The organism is Asanoa iriomotensis (genome assembly GCF_016862515.1).
Classification (GTDB): Bacteria; Actinomycetota; Actinomycetes; order Mycobacteriales; family Micromonosporaceae; genus Asanoa; species Asanoa iriomotensis.
This window is the reverse complement of record NZ_BONC01000074.1, coordinates 21,371-35,971: the sequence shown is the minus strand read 5'-3', so window position 1 is coordinate 35,971 and position 14,601 is coordinate 21,371. Positions and strand designations below refer to the sequence as shown.

The following is a 14,601-nucleotide window of genomic DNA, read 5'->3' as shown; positions in this document are numbered from 1 at the left end:
CCATGACTTCGACACAGACCCTAGGCGTAGTGCTCGCGCACCTGGTTGGCATGGCCCTCCGACAGGGTGTCGCCGACCAGCGGGATGAAGTGCGGCGCGCTGGTGATGGTGGCGCGCTCGTAGCGCACGCGGATGACGTCGGCCTCGATGTCAGCGTCCTTCAGGTCGACCAGGTGCATCGAGCGCAGCAACCGCCCGCTCACCACCGCCGCCACGCCCCACGGCATGTCGAGCTCCGCCGGGTAGCGGTAGATCGCGCGGATCTTGCCCGCCGGACGGTTGTCGCGGTCGCGCAGGTCACGGCCGATCAAGGGTTCCGTGGATACGGTCATCGGGCCCTCCCGAGCAGGCGGATAGACACCTATCAGCCTCTCGGGTCGCCCACCGCCTCCGCATCGGTGGCGACACCCATCTGCACGGGCACGCGCAACCGCACCTCGGCGCCGCCCGCCGGACCGCGGCCCAGCGACAGGTCGGCACCGGCCAACAACGCGCGCTCGCGCATGCCCCGGATGCCCGCGCCCTCGGGCGCGCCCCGCAGGCCCCGCCCGTCGTCGCGGACCAGCAGTTCGACGCCGCCGGCCACCCCGCGCAGCGTCAGCTCGACCTCCTCCGCGCGGGCGTGCCGGGCGATGTTGGTCAGCCCCTCCTGTGCCACGCGGTAGACGACCAGCTCGGCCTCCTCGCCGAGCGACGGCAGATCGGGCGCGATCCGCGCCCGGACGCTGAGCCCGCGGGTCGAGAACTCCGTCGCCAGCGACCGCAGCGCGGCGGTCAACCCCAGCTCGTGCAGGACGCCCGGCCGCAGCCGGCGGGCGATGCGGCGGATCTCGTCGAGGCTGTTGCGGGTCGTCTCCTGCACCTCGCACAGGTCCGCCCGGATGTCGGCGGGCGCGTGGTCGGCGACCCGCTTGAGCTCGAGCAGCACCGCGGTCAGGCTCTGGCCGACCTCGTCGTGCAGCTCCTGCGCGATCCGCCGCCGCTCGTCCTCCTGCGCGGAGAGCGCCCGGCCGGCACTGGTCGCGCGCTCGGCCTCCAGCCTCTCCAGCATCGTGTTGAACGTGCGCACCAGCGTGGCGATGCCCGCGTTGCCGCCGACGGCGAGCCGGCGGCCCGGGCGCAGCAGGTCAACGGTGGCCATCGTGCGGGTCAGTCGGGACAGCGGCGCGAGCCCGACCCGCAGCAGCACGGCGTTGACCACCAGCAGGGCCGCGAGCCCCGCGATGACCACCGCCACCTCGCCGGGTTTGGCCAGCGTGGAGACCGTGGCCGGGGTGAACAGCAGCAGCGCCGTCCCGGCGGAGAGCGCGGCCGCGTTCAGCACGAAGATCCGCCAGAACAGGGTCACGTCAACGAGCTTGCTGGGCAGCCCGGGGTTCGTCCAACAAATGGGTGCTGACACCCATGGCAGATGTACGGACGATCACGTGTCATTGTGGCGGTGAGCGCCGAAACGATCTTGATATTCGTCCTGGCCGCGGTCGCCGTGGTCGTGCTGGTCCGCTGGGTGGCCGGCCGCACCGGCCTTCCCGCGGCCGCGCTGTTGCCGCTCATCGGCATCGCGTACGCGGTGCTGCCCGGACCCAACCTCGGCCTCGACCCCGAGATCATCCTGACGTTCATCATCCCGCCGCTGCTCTACAGCGCGGCCCTCGACTCGTCGCTGATGGCCATCCGCCGCAACCTGCGCATCGTGGTCAGCCTGTCCGTGCTGCTCGTCCTGATGACCGCGCTGGTGATCGGTGTCGGGTTCCATTGGTTCGTGGCCGGCGCCACGCTCGCCGCCGGCATCGCGGTCGGCGCCGCGATCGCACCGCCCGACCCGGTCGCCGCCCTCGGCGTCGGCCGCAAGGTCGGGCTGCCGCCCCGGCTGCTCACGATCATCCAGGGTGAGGGCCTGCTCAACGACGCGACCGCGCTGACCATCCTGAGCGTCGCCGTCGCCGCGGCCGTCGGCGACGGGTTCTCGTGGGGATCGGCGGTCAGCCAGTTCGTGATGGCCGCGGCCGGCGGGGTGCTGGTCGGCGTCGCCGTCGCGTGGCTCGTGCGCCTGCTCCGCAAGCTCCGCGACGACCCGCTGACCGCGAACGCGATCTCCCTGGCCACCCCGTTCGGCGCGTACCTGCTGGCCGAGGAGATCCACGTCTCCGGTGTGCTCGCGGTCGTGGTCGCCGGCCTGATCATCGGCCACCACGCGCCCGGCGGCTCCGGTGCCAGCCGCCTGCAGACCACCGCGGTCTGGCGGCTCGTCGAGTTCCTCCTCGAGGGCTTCGTGTTCCTGCTGATCGGCCAGCAGCTCCCGCGGGTCGTCAGCGGCCTCCAGCAGTACGCGATCTCGACGATCGTCGCCGCCGTCGCGATCAGCGTCGGTGTCGTGTTGCTGCTGCGGCCGCTGTGGCTGCTGCTCACCCAGTCGCTGCCCCGCTCGCTGCACACCCGGCTGATCCGGGACGACAACGACACGGAACGCGAACCCACCCGCGGTCTCGCCGGGCGCGAGGTCGTCGCGCTGAGCTGGGCCGGCACGCGCGGCGTGATCAGCCTCGCCGCCATCTTCGCCCTGCCGCTGACCACCGACAGCGGCGCGCCGTTCCCCGACCGGGATCTGCTGCTGTTCTGCACGTTCGTCGTCGTGCTGGTCACCCTGGTCGGCCAGGGCCTGACATTCGCACCGCTGGTGCGGATGCTCGGCCTGCGCGCCAACGTCTCCGACCAGGCCCGGCTGCGCAACGAGGCCCGCTCGGCCTCGGTCGCCGCCGCCCTCGAGCGGCTCGACGAGCTCGCCGAGGCCGGCGACGAGGACGAACTGCGCGCGATCGAGGCGACCCGCGCGCAACTGGTCGCGCGCCAGGCCCGCTATCAGGGGCGCATCGACCTCCTCCGGGACGCGGACGCGACGGAGCTGCCGGTTTCGCCGCGTTACGAGGCAGCGCTTCGCGTGCGCCGGGCGGCGATCGACGCGCAGCGCGAGGAGGTGCTGCGCTGGCGCGACGCGGGCCAGCTCCCCGACGAGGGCCTGCGCGTCCTGCAGCGCGAGCTTGACCACGAGGAAGGCCTGCTGCCGGCGCGTTAGAAGTAGCGTAGCCACACGTACCCCCAGGCGACCGTCACCGTCACCACCGTCGTGACGATGCCGTACTTGGTGAACTGCCAGAACGAGATCGGCTCGCCGTGCTGTGCGGCGATGCCGAGCACGACGACGTTCGCGCTCGCCGCGACCGCGGTGCCGTTGCCGCCGAGGTCCGCGCCGAGCGCGAACGACCACCACAGCGACTCGCCGGTCTGCGGGTCGGGTGCGCGGGCCACCAGGTCCTCGACGACGGGCGCCATCGTCGCCACGTACGGGATGTTGTCGAAGAACGCACCCAGCACCGCCGAGCCGAACACCAGCGCGGTGGCGGCGGCGAAGTAGTTGTCGCCGATCGCCTCGACCGCCCAACCGCCGAGCGCGTGGATGACGCCGGTCTCGACGAGGCCGCCGACCATCACGAACAGGCCCATGAAGAACACGAGCGTCGTCCACTCGACCTCGGCGAGGTAGTCGGCCGTGCGCACTCCTGACACCAGCACCATCAGGCCCGCGCCGAGCAGCGCGATGATGGCGGGCTCCAGGTGCAGCACGCTGTGCAGCGCGAAGCCCACCGTGACGAGGGTGAGCACGGCGAGGCAGCGGGCCAGCAACGCCTTGTCCTTGATGGCCGCCCGGCCGTCGAGCTCCATCACCGCCGCGACCCGGTCGGGATTGTGCACAAAGGACTTGCGGAACATGAACCGGGACATGATGACGAACAGCACGAACAACACGACCACGATCGGGCTCATGTGGACGATGAAGTCGTTGAAGGTCAGCCCGGCCCGGGTCCCGATAATCATGTTGGGTGGGTCACCGACCAAAGTGGCCGCACCGCCGATGTTCGACGCCAGCGCCTCGGCGATCAGATACGGCGCGACCGGCAGGCCGAGCTTGCGGCAGACGGCGATCGTGACCGGCGCCACGAGCATCACGGTGGTGACGTTGTCGAGGAACGGTGACGCGACCGCGGTGATGACCATCAACAACACGAGCAGGCGGTACGGCTGACCGCGCGAGCGTTTGCCGGCCCAGATGCCGAGGAACTCGAAGACCCCGGTCTGTTTGATCACTCCAACGATGATCATCATGCCGAGGAGGAGGAAGATGACGCCCCAGTCGATGCCCGCGTGCTCGTCGTAGAAGACGTCGTCGCCCGGGAGCAGACCGAGTGCGGCCATCAGCCCGGCGGCGCCGAGCACCACGGCGACCCGGTGGATCCGTTCGGTGGCGATGAGAACGAACGCGACCGTGAAGATGACGACGGCCGCGACGGGTGCGAACCCGTTCACCGGCGGCGCCCTGGCGGACCGGTCTCGGACGCGTTGCCGGTTGATCGTTCGTGGTGCGCAAAAGTCATGGCGAAACGATCGCCCCGCCGGCCGTTCCTTACCATCGGTGCCGACCCTCACATCGGCGGTGGTGCGACCCTTACGGTTCGATGAGTCCGACCCTGATGGCGTACCGCGTCAGCTCCAGCCGATCCCGCAGACCGAGCTTCTGCAACAGGTTGGCCCGGTGTCGCTCGACGGTCTTGACGCTGATGTAGAGCAGGTCCGCGATCTCCCGCGACGAGTGCCCCTCGGCGACGAGCTTGAGCACCTCCTCCTCCCGATCGGTGATCGCCCGCGCCGGCACGCCGTCGCCGTCCTTGACCCGCTCGAGATAGTGGCGGACCAACGCGTTGACCGCGCCCGGGTAGAGGAACGGCTCGCCCCTCATGGCCGCGCGGCAGGCGGCCACCAGGTCGCGGTCGGCCACCGACTTGAGCACGTAGCCGGAGGCGCCCACCTTGAGCGCCTCGAAGAAGTACTGCTCGTTGTCGTACATCGTCAGGATCAGGATCCGCAGTTCCGGCATCGACCGGGACAGCTCGCGGGCCGCCTGCAGCCCGGTCAGCCGCGGCATCGCGATGTCGAGCACCGCCAGGTCCGGCCGCTCCCGGGCCGCCAGCTCGATCGCCTCGGCGCCGTCGGCGGCCTCGGCCACCACGGTCAGGTCGGGCTCGCCGTCGAGGATCAGCCGCACGCCGCGCCGCACCAGGGCGTGGTCGTCAGCAAGCAGGATCCTGGTCATTCGTCAGCGACCTCCTACGTCGCAGGGCACCCGCAGGCGCACGTCGGCTCCGCCACCGGCGGCGGAACCCAGGGTCAACTCCGCGCCGACGAGCATCGCCCGCTCGCGCATGCCGAGGATCCCGGCGCCCTCGGGCGCGCGGCCGAAACCCCGGCCGTCGTCGGTGATCCGCAGCCGCACCTCACCCGGGTGCCGGCGCAGGCTCACCTCGATGGTACGGGCGCCGCTGTGCCGGGCCGCGTTCGTCAACGCCTCCTGCGCCACCCGGTAGACCACCAGCTCCGTGTCGTCGCCCAGGTCGGGCAGGTCCGGATCGAGGTGGTACCGGACGGACAGGCCACCGGTGGAGAACTCGGTCGCCAGGGCCTTGACGGCGCTTTCCAGACCAAGCTCGGCGAGTACGCCCGGCCGCAGCCGGCGGGCGATGCGGCGGATCTCGTCGAGGCTGTTGCGGGTCGTCTCCTGCACCTCGTGCAGCTCCGCGCGGACCTCCGGCGACGCGTGGTCGGCGACCCGTTTCAGCTCCAGGAGTACGGCGGTCAGCGTCTGGCCGACCTCGTCGTGGAGCTCCTGGGCGATCCGCCGGCGCTCGTCCTCCTGCGCGGACAGGGCCCGCCCGGTGCTGGCGGCCCGCTCGGCCTCCAGCCGGTCGAGCATCGTGTTGAACGTGGCGATCAGGTCGGCGATCCCGGCCCGCCCGGTCACCGCGAGCCGGTGCCCGGGCCGCAGCAGGTCGACGGTGGCCATGGTGCGGGTGAGCCGGGACAGCGGGGCCAGGCCCACCCGCAGCAGCACCGCGTTGGCGATCAGCATGGCGGCCAGCCCCGCCGAGAGCACCAGCGCCTCGGTGAGCAGCACCGGCGTCGACACCGTCACGGGGCTGGCCATCACCAGCAGCGTGGCGACCGTGAGCACGGCGGCGTTGAGCAGGAAGATCCGCCAGAACAGGGACACGTCACCCAGCCTGCGTGGCTTGGCCGGCCATGTGCATCGGGGCTGGCACCCATTGCCCGGCGGGATTGGGTGTCGGCACCTATGGTCGACGGCCGCCGGCGCGGGCCATGGTTGGAGGCCCCGGCGGGAAGGACGCCATGTTCGTCGAACGCACGCTCCTGCCCGGCGTCGGCGCCAGCCACGCCGTCACCACCGGCCGCCGCCAACGCATCGGCGTCGTCGCACACCACTCGGGCCAGCGCGACGTGATCCTCTACGACCCTGACGACCCGGGCCGGGCGGCGGCCACGGTCGCCCTCGACGGACGGGAGGCGAGGCAGGTGGCCGAACTGCTGGCGGGCACGGTCGCGGTCGACCAGCTCGACACGTCGGTCTGGCGGATCCGGGTGCCGGCGACCAGCCCTTACATCGGTCGGCTGCTGCCCCGCGGCACGCCGGAAGTGGTCGTGGTGGTCCGCGCCGACCGGGCGATCGCCCCACACGGCGACCTGACCCTGCTTGCTGGCGACCTGCTGGTCGTCGTCGGCGATCGCACGGCGGTGGACAAACTGGCGCACGCCCTCGGCTAGGCCGTTCTGGCGGTACGTTCGTCTCATGACTGGTGCCACCGCCAAGCAGAGACGCGTGTGGGACCGCAGCGCGCCCAACTACGACCGGCAGATCGCGGTCCTGGAACGGATCTGGTTCGGCGACGCCCGCGACTGGCTCGGCCGGCGGGCACACGACCGGGTCCTCGAGGTGGCCATCGGCACGGGCCGCAACCTGGACCACTACACCCCCGAGGTCACGGTCACGGGCGTGGACCTGAGCCCGGAGATGCTGGCCCGCGCCCGGCGCCGCGCCGCCGATCTGGGCCGCGCGGCCGACCTGCACGAGGCCGACGCCGAACACCTGCCGTTCGGCGACGCCTCGTTCGACACGGTGGCATGCGCGTTCTCGTTGTGCAGCATCCCGAACCCACGCGGGGCCATCGGCGAGATGTGGCGGGTCCTGACGCCCGGCGGCACGCTGCTGCTGGTGGACCACATCGGCGCGAGTTCGACCCCGCTCCACGCCGCGCAATGGCTGACGGAACGCCTGACGATCCCGCTGGCCGGCGAACACTTCACCCGGCGCCAACTCCCACTGGTGGAAGCGGCGGGCTTCGAGATCGTGGAGACGGAACGCCTGAAGGCTGGCACGATCGAACGCATCCAGGCCCGCAAGCCGGGCTAACCGCAAGGCGGCTACGGTTCTCTCGTGTCGCTCGGCGCTGGCCCGCTGGTGTTCCTGGATGTGGACGGTCCGCTGATCCCGTTCAAAGCACGGCTCTCCGGTCCGGCCGCGCCGTTCGCGGACGATGTCGGCAACCCGCTGCTCGACCGCCTCGACCCGGCCGACGGTCGCCGGCTGCTGGCGCTGGGCTGCCAACTGGTCTGGGCCACGACGTGGATGGCGGAGGCGAACGAGGTCATCTCACCTCGGCTCGGCCTTCCGGACCTGCCGGTCGTCGATTTCCCGGACGGCGACGAGCCGGCGGAGCGGGGCCTGCACTGGAAGACCGCGGACCTGGTCCGCTGGTCGGAAGGGCGTCCTTTCGTCTGGCTCGACGACGAAATCACCGACGTCGACCGGCGCTGGATAGCGGCCCACCACCCGGCGCCCGCGCTTCCGCGCCGCGTCGATCCGCTCGTCGGCTTGACCGCGACGGACTTCATGACTGTCCGCGACTGGCTCGCCCGGTTGAGCACCGCGGCGGGTTGACCCTCGCTGTACGGTCGCGGCCATGTACTGGGATCCCTTGCCGACGGTCGCGGACTCGGCGGACGTGTTCATCGCCAACTATCCGGACAGCAGGGAGTTGGGTCCACCCGAGGCCTACCTGCGCGGAGAGTGGGCCAACCGGGACTGGCGCAACGTGCCCGGCCCGTTCTACGGCGCCCAGACGGATTCGTGCTGGATGGGCCGGGAAATCGCGCCGAGCAACGTCGTCTACGAGGACGAGTACGGCAGCGAGATCGTGTTCCGGCAGCCGCGCGATGCCGCCGAGGTGCACCTCGTCCTCTCCGCCGGGTGGAACGACCCGTTCGTCGCGTACGCCTGCGACGGGGACCAGCACTGGACCCTGTCGCTGGTGCGCGAATGGTGGGCCGACCGAGCGCGCCTCGCCGGCTGGATCGGCGCCGCCGAGCGCACGTGGTCGGTCAGCGAGCGGGCCGACGAGCGGGAGGCCGCCTCCGGGCTGCGCGAGTACGCGCGCTACCTGGACGACGGCCTCGAGGCGTACCTACGTGGCTATGGATTCTGGCTCGAACACCGCCGTGCACCGAGGACCGGGGAAAGCCTGCCCGACCTCGGCCGCGATTGACACCGCCTCGACAGGTCCGGACGATACGGCGATGGGGGAGATCAGGAGCTTCGTCGATGTGCCCGGTGGTTATCTGCACTACCAGGTGAGGGGTGCCGGGCCCGATGTCGTTCTGTTCAACGGGGCCACTGCCGACCTGCGGATGTGGGAGTCGACCCTCGACTGGCTGGCCGGCGTCGCGCGGGTGACCATGTTCGACTGTCGTGACACCGGGTTGTCCTCTCCGGGGACCGCGCCCTACAGCGAGGTCGACGACGTCGCGGCCGTGTTCGACGCTGCCGGCGTCACCGACGCCGTGCTGGTCGGCAGCTCCGAAGGGGCGCGGCGGGCGCTCGCGTTCGCGCATCAGCACGCCGCGAGAGTCCGGCGCGTCGTCGCCGTCAGCGGGGCGTTCGGGGAGTTTCCCGATCCGACGCCCGAGGAGGCCGCGGCCCGGCAGGAGATGCACGCCGTGTTCGCCAAGATTGACCACGCGCTCGAGACCGACGGTGTGCGGGCCGCCGCCGAGATCGACATCGACGTGTGGGCGCCCGCGCTCGACGCGTACCACCGGCGCAAGTTGGTTGGTCTTCAGGTGGCGAACGCTCATCGGATCACGCTCGCGCACTATCACGGGCGTGAGTTGGATCCGCCCGTCAAGACGAGGTTCCACGAGATCACGGTGTCTGTGACCGCGGTCGTCGGTGGGCGGGAGTTCGCCGGTAGCCGCCTCTGGGCCGAGCGGATCGTGCGGCAGGCGCCCCATGCGACGCTGACCGTCATCCCCGAGGCCGACCACTTCGCGATGTTGTCGGCGCCGGAGCAGTTCGAACGGGTGCTGCGCGAGGCCCTAACGTCCTAATTGCCTGCTTACGCCTACTCTGGGCGTGTGCTGGTGCTGGTGGTGGTCCATGGCGTGATGGCCGTGGCCGCCCCCGCGCTCGTGCGGTGGCTCGGGCGCCCAGCGCTCTATCTCGTGGCGCTCGCGCCGCTCGCCGCGCTCTGTTGGGCGCTCGCCCACACCAGAAAGATGAACAGCGGCGGCGCGGTCGCCGAGAGCTACACCTGGGTGCCGCGCATCGGGCTCGACATCGACCTGCGGATGGCGACGCTGTCCTGGCTGATGGTCGTGCTCGTCGGCGGCATCGGCGCGCTCGTGCTCGTCTACAGCGTCCGCTACTTCCCACCTGACCAGACCGGGCTCGGCCGGTACGCGGGCGTCTTCGTCGCGTTCGCCGGCGCCATGTTCGGCCTGGTCGTCTCCGACAACCTGCTCCTGTTGTACGTGTTCTGGGAGCTGACCACCGTCTTCTCCTACCTGCTGATCGCGCAGGACCCGACGAAGCGGGCGAACCGCGCAGCCGCCACCCAGGCACTGCTCGTCACCACCCTGGGCGGGCTGGCGATGCTCGCCGGGTTCGTGATCCTCGGCGAGGGCGCCGGCACCTACCGCTTCTCGGAGATCGCCGCCCGGCAACCGGACGCCCGGCATCTCACGGCCGCGCTCGTGCTCGTGCTGCTCGGCGCCCTCAGCAAGTCCGCGATCTTCCCGTTCAGCTTCTGGCTACCCTCGGCAATGGCCGCGCCGACGCCGGTCAGCGCCTACCTGCACGCCGCCGCGATGGTCAAGGCCGGCATCTTCCTCATCGCGCTGTTCGGGCCGACCGTCGGCGGCGACCCGCCCTGGCGACCGCTGCTGCTGGTCACCGGCATCGTCACGATGCTGCTCGGCGGGTGGGCGGCGCTGCGCCAACACGACATCAAACTGCTCCTCGCGTACGGGACCGTCAGCCAACTCGGCCTGCTCACCGCGGTCTTCGGCGGCTCGACCGCGAACGCGGCCCTGGCCGGCGCCGCGCTGCTGCTCGCGCACGCGCTGTTCAAGTCGACCCTGTTCCTGGTCGTCGGGATCATCGACGTCAGCACCGGCACCCGCGACATGCGGGCGTTGAGCGGGCTGCGCGAAACGACCCCGGCGCTGGCGGCGGTCGCCGCGCTCGCCGCCGCGTCGATGGCCGGGCTGCCGCCGTTCGCGGGCTTCGTCGGCAAGGAGGCGGCGTTCGCGGCGTTCCTGCACGGCAGCGCCTCCGACCTCGTCGTGCTGGCCGCGCTGGTGATCGGGTCGACGCTGACGGTCGCGTACACGATCCGCTTCCTGTGGGGTGCCTTCGCCACCAAGCCCGGCCGGCCGCCGACGCCGGTGCGCGCGCCGGCGAGGGACTGGCTGGTCGGCCCGGCGATCCTCGCGGTCGCGGGCCTCGGGGTCGGCGCCGCCGCCAAACCGCTCGACGGTGTGCTCGCGCCCTACGCGGACATGTTTCCGGCCAGCGGGCCCGCGTACCACCTGGCGGTCTGGCACGGTCTGACCGGGCCGCTCGGTCTCTCGGTGCTGGTCCTCGTGGTCGGCGCGGTGGTCGGTCCGCGCCTGGCGGCGGACCGGCTGCGGCTGCCGTTCGACGGCGGGACCGTGTACGTGCGCGTGATGGCCTGGCTGGACCGCGGCGCGGTCGAGTTGACCGGCGCCACCCAGCGCGGCTCGCTGCCGTCCTACCTGGGCGTGATCCTGCTGGTGCTCGTCTTCGGCCTGGGCGGCATCCTCGCCGGCTCCGCGCCGTGGCCCGACCGGGGCCGGGCGTGGGACACGTCGCTGCAGGCCGTCGTGGGCGCCGGGATCGTCGTCGCCGCGGTGGCCGCGGTCCGCGCGCTGCGGCGGCTGACCGCGATGATCCTGGTCGGCGTCTCCGGGTACGGCGTCGCCGTGCTGTTCATCCTGCACGGCGCGCCCGACCTGGCGCTGACGCAGTTCCTGGTCGAGACCGCGACGATCGCGATGATCGTGCTGGTGCTGCGCCGGCTGCCGGCGAAGTTCTCGGAGCGGCCGATCCGCACCAGCCGGGTCGGCCGGATCCTGCTCGGCATCGCGGTCGGCGCGGTCGCGGCCGGGATGACGTTCGTGGCGGTCGGCGGGCGGGAGGCCACGCCGGTGTCGGTCGCGTTCCCGGACCTGGCGGTCTCGTTCGGCGGCGGCAAGAACGTCGTCAACGTGATCCTCGTCGACATCCGCGCCTGGGACACGATGGGTGAGATCTCGGTGCTGGTCGTGGCGGCCACCGGCGTGGCCAGCCTGATCTACCGCCGGACCGCGGCGCTGCGCCGCCGTGGGGGCGGCGCGGTCACGATCCAGTCGCCCGGCTGGCTGCGGGCCGGTGCGGGCGGGCAGTCGGTCATCCTCGAGGTGGTCACCCGGCTGGTGTTCCACACGATCGTGCTGTTCTCGATCTTCCTGCTGTTCTCGGGCCACAACGCGCCCGGCGGCGGGTTCGCCGGTGGCCTCGTGGCGGGGCTGGCGCTGGCGGTGCGGTACCTGGCCGGCGGCCAGGCCGAGCTCGCGGCGGCGGCGCCGGTCGACGCGGGCGCGGTGCTCGGCGCGGGCCTGTTCGTCGCGGTGGGCACGGGGGTGCTGGCCATGTTCGCGGGCGCCCAGGTGCTGCAGACCGCGATCGTCGACGTCCACCTGCCGGTGCTGGGCGACATCCACCTCGTCACCTCGCTCTTCTTCGACATCGGCGTCTACCTGGTGATCGTCGGCCTCATGCTGGACGTCTTGCGCAGCCTCGGTGCGGAGATCGACCGCCAGGGGCTGACGTCGTGACACCGAACCTCACGTACGTCGTCGTGGTCGGCGTCCTGTTCGCCAGCGGCGTGATCCTGCTGTTGGAGCGCAGCCTGACCCGGGTGCTGATGGGCATGGTGCTGCTGGCCAACGGCGTCAACGTGCTGATCCTCGCGGGCGGCCGGTACGGCGGGCCGCCGATCGTCGGCACCACGCCGCAGGACGAGATGAGCGACCCGCTGCCGCAGGCGATGATCCTCACGGCGATCGTGATCACGCTGGGGCTGACGGCGTTCCTGCTGGCGCTGGCGTACCGGAGTTGGCGGCTGGTCGGCCACGACGAGGTGCAGGACGACATCGAGGACCGCCGGATCATCGAGCGGGCGGAGCGGGACATCGGGCCGGGCGGCGAAGACACCGACGAGGAGCCGGCGCCGTGACCGCGTTGGTGCCGTTGCCGGTCGTGCTGCCGCTGCTCGGCGCGGCCGTGACGCTGGTGTTGACGCGCTTCCCGCGGGCGCAGCGGCTGGTCAGCCTGACCGCGCTGACCGCGGTGCTCGGGGTGTCGGTCGCGCTGCTGGTGGAGGTGTCGACCAACGGCACGCTCGTGGTCGCGGTCGGCGGCTGGCCGGTCCCGACCGGCATCGTGCTGGTCGCGGACCGGTTCGCCGCCCTGATGCTGGTCGTCTCCGCGGCGGTCACGCTCAGCGTGCTCGTCTACTCGATCGGCCAGGGCATGGCGGACGGCAACGAGGAGACGCCGCTGTCGATCTACCACCCGTCGTATCTGGTGCTGACCGCCGGCGTCACCAACGCGTTCCTGGCCGGGGACCTGTTCAACCTGTACGTGGGCTTCGAGATCCTGCTCGTGGCGAGCTATGTGCTGATCACCGTCGGCGCAACGGAAGATCGAGTTCGCGCGGGTACGACGTACGTCGTCGTCAGCCTCTTGTCGTCCTTGATCTTCCTGACCGGGATCGGCCTGGTGTACGCGGCCGCGGGCACGGTCAACATGGCTCAGCTGGCCGGCCGCCTCGACGCGCTGCCGTCGGGTTTGCGGCTGATGCTCAACTGCGTGCTGCTGCTGGCGTTCGGCATCAAGGCCGCGGTCTTCCCGCTGTCGGCGTGGCTGCCCGACAGCTATCCGACGGCGCTGGCCCCGGTCACCGCGGTGTTCGCGGGCCTGCTGACGAAGGTCGGCATCTACGCGATCATCCGGGTGGAGACGCTGCTGTTCCCCGGCGGACCGACCCCGAACCTGCTGCTCGTGCTGGCCCTGCTGACCATGTTGGTAGGCATCCTCGGCGCGATAGCGCAGTCCGACATCAAGCGGCTGCTGTCGTTCACGCTGGTCAGCCACATCGGTTACCTGCTGTTCGGGATCGGCCTGGCCAGCGCGTCCGGCCTGTCGGCCGCGATCTTCTACACGGTCCACCACATCACCATCCAGACGACGTTGTTCCTGGTGGTCGGCCTGGTCGAACGCTTCGGCGGCAGCACGTCACTCGACCGCCTGGGCGGCCTGGCCAGCCTCTCGCCGCTGCTGGCGATCCTGTTCTTCCTGCCGGCGATGAACCTGGCGGGCATTCCGCCGTTCTCCGGCTTCCTCGGCAAGCTGGGCCTGATCGAGGCCGGCGTCGCGGCGGGCGGCGGCCTGCCGTGGGCGCTGGTGGCCGCGGGACTGGCAACAAGCCTGCTCACGTTGTACGCGGTCGCCCGCGTCTGGAACCTCGCCTTCTGGCGCCGGCCGCCCGCCGCGCCTTTCGAGGCCGGTCTGCCCGGCTTGATGGTCGCCTCGACCGTCGCGCTGGTCGTGGGCGGCCTCGCGCTGACGGTCCTCGCGGGCCCGCTGTTCGACGTGACGTTCGACGCGGCCACGGAGTTGCTGGCCCGCGCACCGTACGTCGAGGCGGTCCGCGCGGTGAGCGCCCGATGACCGGCGACGCCCGGACACGCCGAGCCAACCGCGCGGTCGCGGTGCTCGGCATGGCGCTCGTGTGGATCCTGCTGTGGGGCACGTTCTCGTGGGCCAACCTGCTCGGCGGCCTGGTCGTCGCGGGCATCGTGCTGCTGGTCTTCCCGCTGCCACCGGTCGTCTTCGCGGGCCGCCTGCGACCCGTGCCGCTGGCCCGGTTCGTGGCGTGGTTCCTCCGCGACCTGTTCGTGGCAAGCGTCCAGATCGCCTGGCTCGCGTTCCGGTTCGGCTACACCCCACACGGCGCGATCATCGGGGTAGGCCTGCGGGTCGGCACGGACCTCAACCTGACGCTAACGGCGGAGGCGCTGTCACTGGTGCCGGGCAGCCTGATCGTCGAGGTCGACCGCGCCGAAGGGGTGCTCTGGATCCACGTCCTGGACGTCCGGGACCGCGCGGAGGCGGAACGCTTCCGCCAGGACGTCCTCGCGCTGGAGTCACGCATCGTCGCCGCGGTGGGCTCGCCGGACGAGGTCCGCCGCACAACCGAAGGGGGAGTGTTATGAGCTCAGGCAGTCGGTCGGGTCGGGGTTCGTGCAGCGAGGCGCGGGCGGTGAGTGGGCGGGTCTCGCGTGGTCGGTTCGGGC

General features: G+C 71.4%; 15 protein-coding genes. 10 read left to right on the top strand and 5 right to left on the bottom strand.

All coding sequences use genetic code 11. The features are described from left to right. Positions 1–20 precede the first annotated feature (20 nt). Positions 21–332 carry a hypothetical protein gene (locus Air01nite_RS34300; RefSeq protein ID WP_203707533.1) on the bottom strand — a complete coding sequence of 104 codons (312 nt, stop codon included), beginning with the start codon at positions 330–332 and terminating at the stop codon, positions 21–23. Between the two features lie 32 nt (positions 333–364). Then, positions 365–1,348 carry a sensor histidine kinase gene (locus Air01nite_RS34295; RefSeq protein ID WP_203707532.1) on the bottom strand — a complete coding sequence of 328 codons (984 nt, stop codon included), beginning with the start codon at positions 1,346–1,348 and terminating at the stop codon, positions 365–367. A gap of 63 nt (positions 1,349–1,411) precedes the next feature. Between Air01nite_RS34295 and Air01nite_RS34290 the strand changes: the two genes are divergently transcribed. After that, on the top strand, positions 1,412–3,073 hold the full coding sequence (locus tag Air01nite_RS34290; protein WP_203707531.1) for a Na+/H+ antiporter: 1,662 nt from the start codon (positions 1,412–1,414) through the stop codon (positions 3,071–3,073). Here Air01nite_RS34290 and Air01nite_RS34285 read toward each other — a convergent pair. The 3 genes from Air01nite_RS34285 to Air01nite_RS34275 all read right to left on the bottom strand — a co-directional run bounded on the left by Air01nite_RS34285 (position 3,070) and on the right by Air01nite_RS34275 (position 6,100). Further along, positions 3,070–4,362, bottom strand: a complete 1,293-nt coding sequence (locus Air01nite_RS34285; protein WP_203707530.1) for an ArsB/NhaD family transporter — start codon at positions 4,360–4,362, stop codon at positions 3,070–3,072. The two genes, Air01nite_RS34290 and Air01nite_RS34285, sit on opposite strands and share 4 nt — an antisense overlap. Positions 4,363–4,501: 139 nt before the next feature. Beyond that, on the bottom strand, positions 4,502–5,146 hold the full coding sequence (locus tag Air01nite_RS34280) for a response regulator (protein WP_203707529.1): 645 nt from the start codon (positions 5,144–5,146) through the stop codon (positions 4,502–4,504). 3 nt (positions 5,147–5,149) lie between these two features. Next, the gene (locus tag Air01nite_RS34275) at positions 5,150–6,100 is read right to left on the bottom strand and encodes a sensor histidine kinase (protein WP_203707528.1); all 951 of its coding nucleotides are present in this window, start codon (positions 6,098–6,100) and stop codon (positions 5,150–5,152) included. A gap of 137 nt (positions 6,101–6,237) precedes the next feature. Here Air01nite_RS34275 and Air01nite_RS34270 point away from each other — a divergent pair, with 137 nt between their 5' ends. The 9 genes from Air01nite_RS34270 to Air01nite_RS34230 are packed head-to-tail and all read left to right on the top strand — an operon-like array spanning position 6,238 to position 14,520. Continuing rightward, positions 6,238–6,669, top strand: coding sequence for a cation:proton antiporter regulatory subunit (locus Air01nite_RS34270; protein WP_203707527.1), 432 nt, complete (start codon positions 6,238–6,240; stop codon positions 6,667–6,669). A gap of 25 nt (positions 6,670–6,694) precedes the next feature. Continuing rightward, on the top strand, positions 6,695–7,315 hold the full coding sequence (locus tag Air01nite_RS34265; RefSeq protein WP_203707526.1) for a class I SAM-dependent methyltransferase: 621 nt from the start codon (positions 6,695–6,697) through the stop codon (positions 7,313–7,315). A gap of 45 nt (positions 7,316–7,360) precedes the next feature. Beyond that, a complete protein-coding gene (locus Air01nite_RS34260; protein WP_203707537.1) occupies positions 7,361–7,843 on the top strand; it encodes an HAD domain-containing protein in 483 nt (160 codons plus the stop codon). Between the two features lie 22 nt (positions 7,844–7,865). Continuing rightward, positions 7,866–8,447: a ferredoxin gene (locus Air01nite_RS34255; protein ID WP_203707525.1), complete on the top strand. Its 582-nt coding sequence runs from the start codon at positions 7,866–7,868 to the stop codon at positions 8,445–8,447. Between the two features lie 31 nt (positions 8,448–8,478). Beyond that, a complete protein-coding gene (locus Air01nite_RS34250) occupies positions 8,479–9,288 on the top strand; it encodes an alpha/beta fold hydrolase (RefSeq protein ID WP_203707524.1) in 810 nt (269 codons plus the stop codon). A gap of 27 nt (positions 9,289–9,315) precedes the next feature. Beyond that, on the top strand, positions 9,316–12,078 hold the full coding sequence (locus Air01nite_RS34245; protein ID WP_203707523.1) for a Na+/H+ antiporter subunit A: 2,763 nt from the start codon (positions 9,316–9,318) through the stop codon (positions 12,076–12,078). Next, entirely contained in the window at positions 12,075–12,479 is a 405-nt protein-coding gene (locus tag Air01nite_RS34240) for a Na(+)/H(+) antiporter subunit C (protein WP_203707522.1), read from the top strand. The genes Air01nite_RS34245 and Air01nite_RS34240 overlap by 4 nt, the downstream gene beginning before the upstream one ends. Continuing rightward, entirely contained in the window at positions 12,476–13,975 is a 1,500-nt protein-coding gene (locus Air01nite_RS34235) for a Na+/H+ antiporter subunit D (protein WP_203707521.1), read from the top strand. The genes Air01nite_RS34240 and Air01nite_RS34235 overlap by 4 nt, the downstream gene beginning before the upstream one ends. Next, positions 13,972–14,520 carry a Na+/H+ antiporter subunit E gene (locus Air01nite_RS34230; RefSeq protein WP_203707520.1) on the top strand — a complete coding sequence of 183 codons (549 nt, stop codon included), beginning with the start codon at positions 13,972–13,974 and terminating at the stop codon, positions 14,518–14,520. Before Air01nite_RS34235 ends, Air01nite_RS34230 begins: the two co-directional genes overlap by 4 nt. The last annotated feature ends 81 nt before the right edge of the window (positions 14,521–14,601 follow it).

Excerpts from the sequence above, each read along its gene's own strand:
- Air01nite_RS34300 (WP_203707533.1), bottom strand. The coding sequence starts at position 332 with ATGACCGTATCCACGGAACCCTTGATCGGCCGTGACCTGCGCGACCGC.
- Air01nite_RS34290 (WP_203707531.1), top strand. The coding sequence starts at position 1,412 with ATGTACGGACGATCACGTGTCATTGTGGCGGTGAGCGCCGAAACGATC.
- Air01nite_RS34280 (WP_203707529.1), bottom strand. The coding sequence starts at position 5,146 with ATGACCAGGATCCTGCTTGCTGACGACCACGCCCTGGTGCGGCGCGGC.
- Air01nite_RS34270 (WP_203707527.1), top strand. The coding sequence starts at position 6,238 with ATGTTCGTCGAACGCACGCTCCTGCCCGGCGTCGGCGCCAGCCACGCC.
- Air01nite_RS34265 (WP_203707526.1), top strand. The coding sequence starts at position 6,695 with ATGACTGGTGCCACCGCCAAGCAGAGACGCGTGTGGGACCGCAGCGCG.
- Air01nite_RS34255 (WP_203707525.1), top strand. The coding sequence starts at position 7,866 with ATGTACTGGGATCCCTTGCCGACGGTCGCGGACTCGGCGGACGTGTTC.
- Air01nite_RS34250 (WP_203707524.1), top strand. The coding sequence starts at position 8,479 with ATGGGGGAGATCAGGAGCTTCGTCGATGTGCCCGGTGGTTATCTGCAC.
- Air01nite_RS34230 (WP_203707520.1), top strand. The coding sequence starts at position 13,972 with ATGACCGGCGACGCCCGGACACGCCGAGCCAACCGCGCGGTCGCGGTG.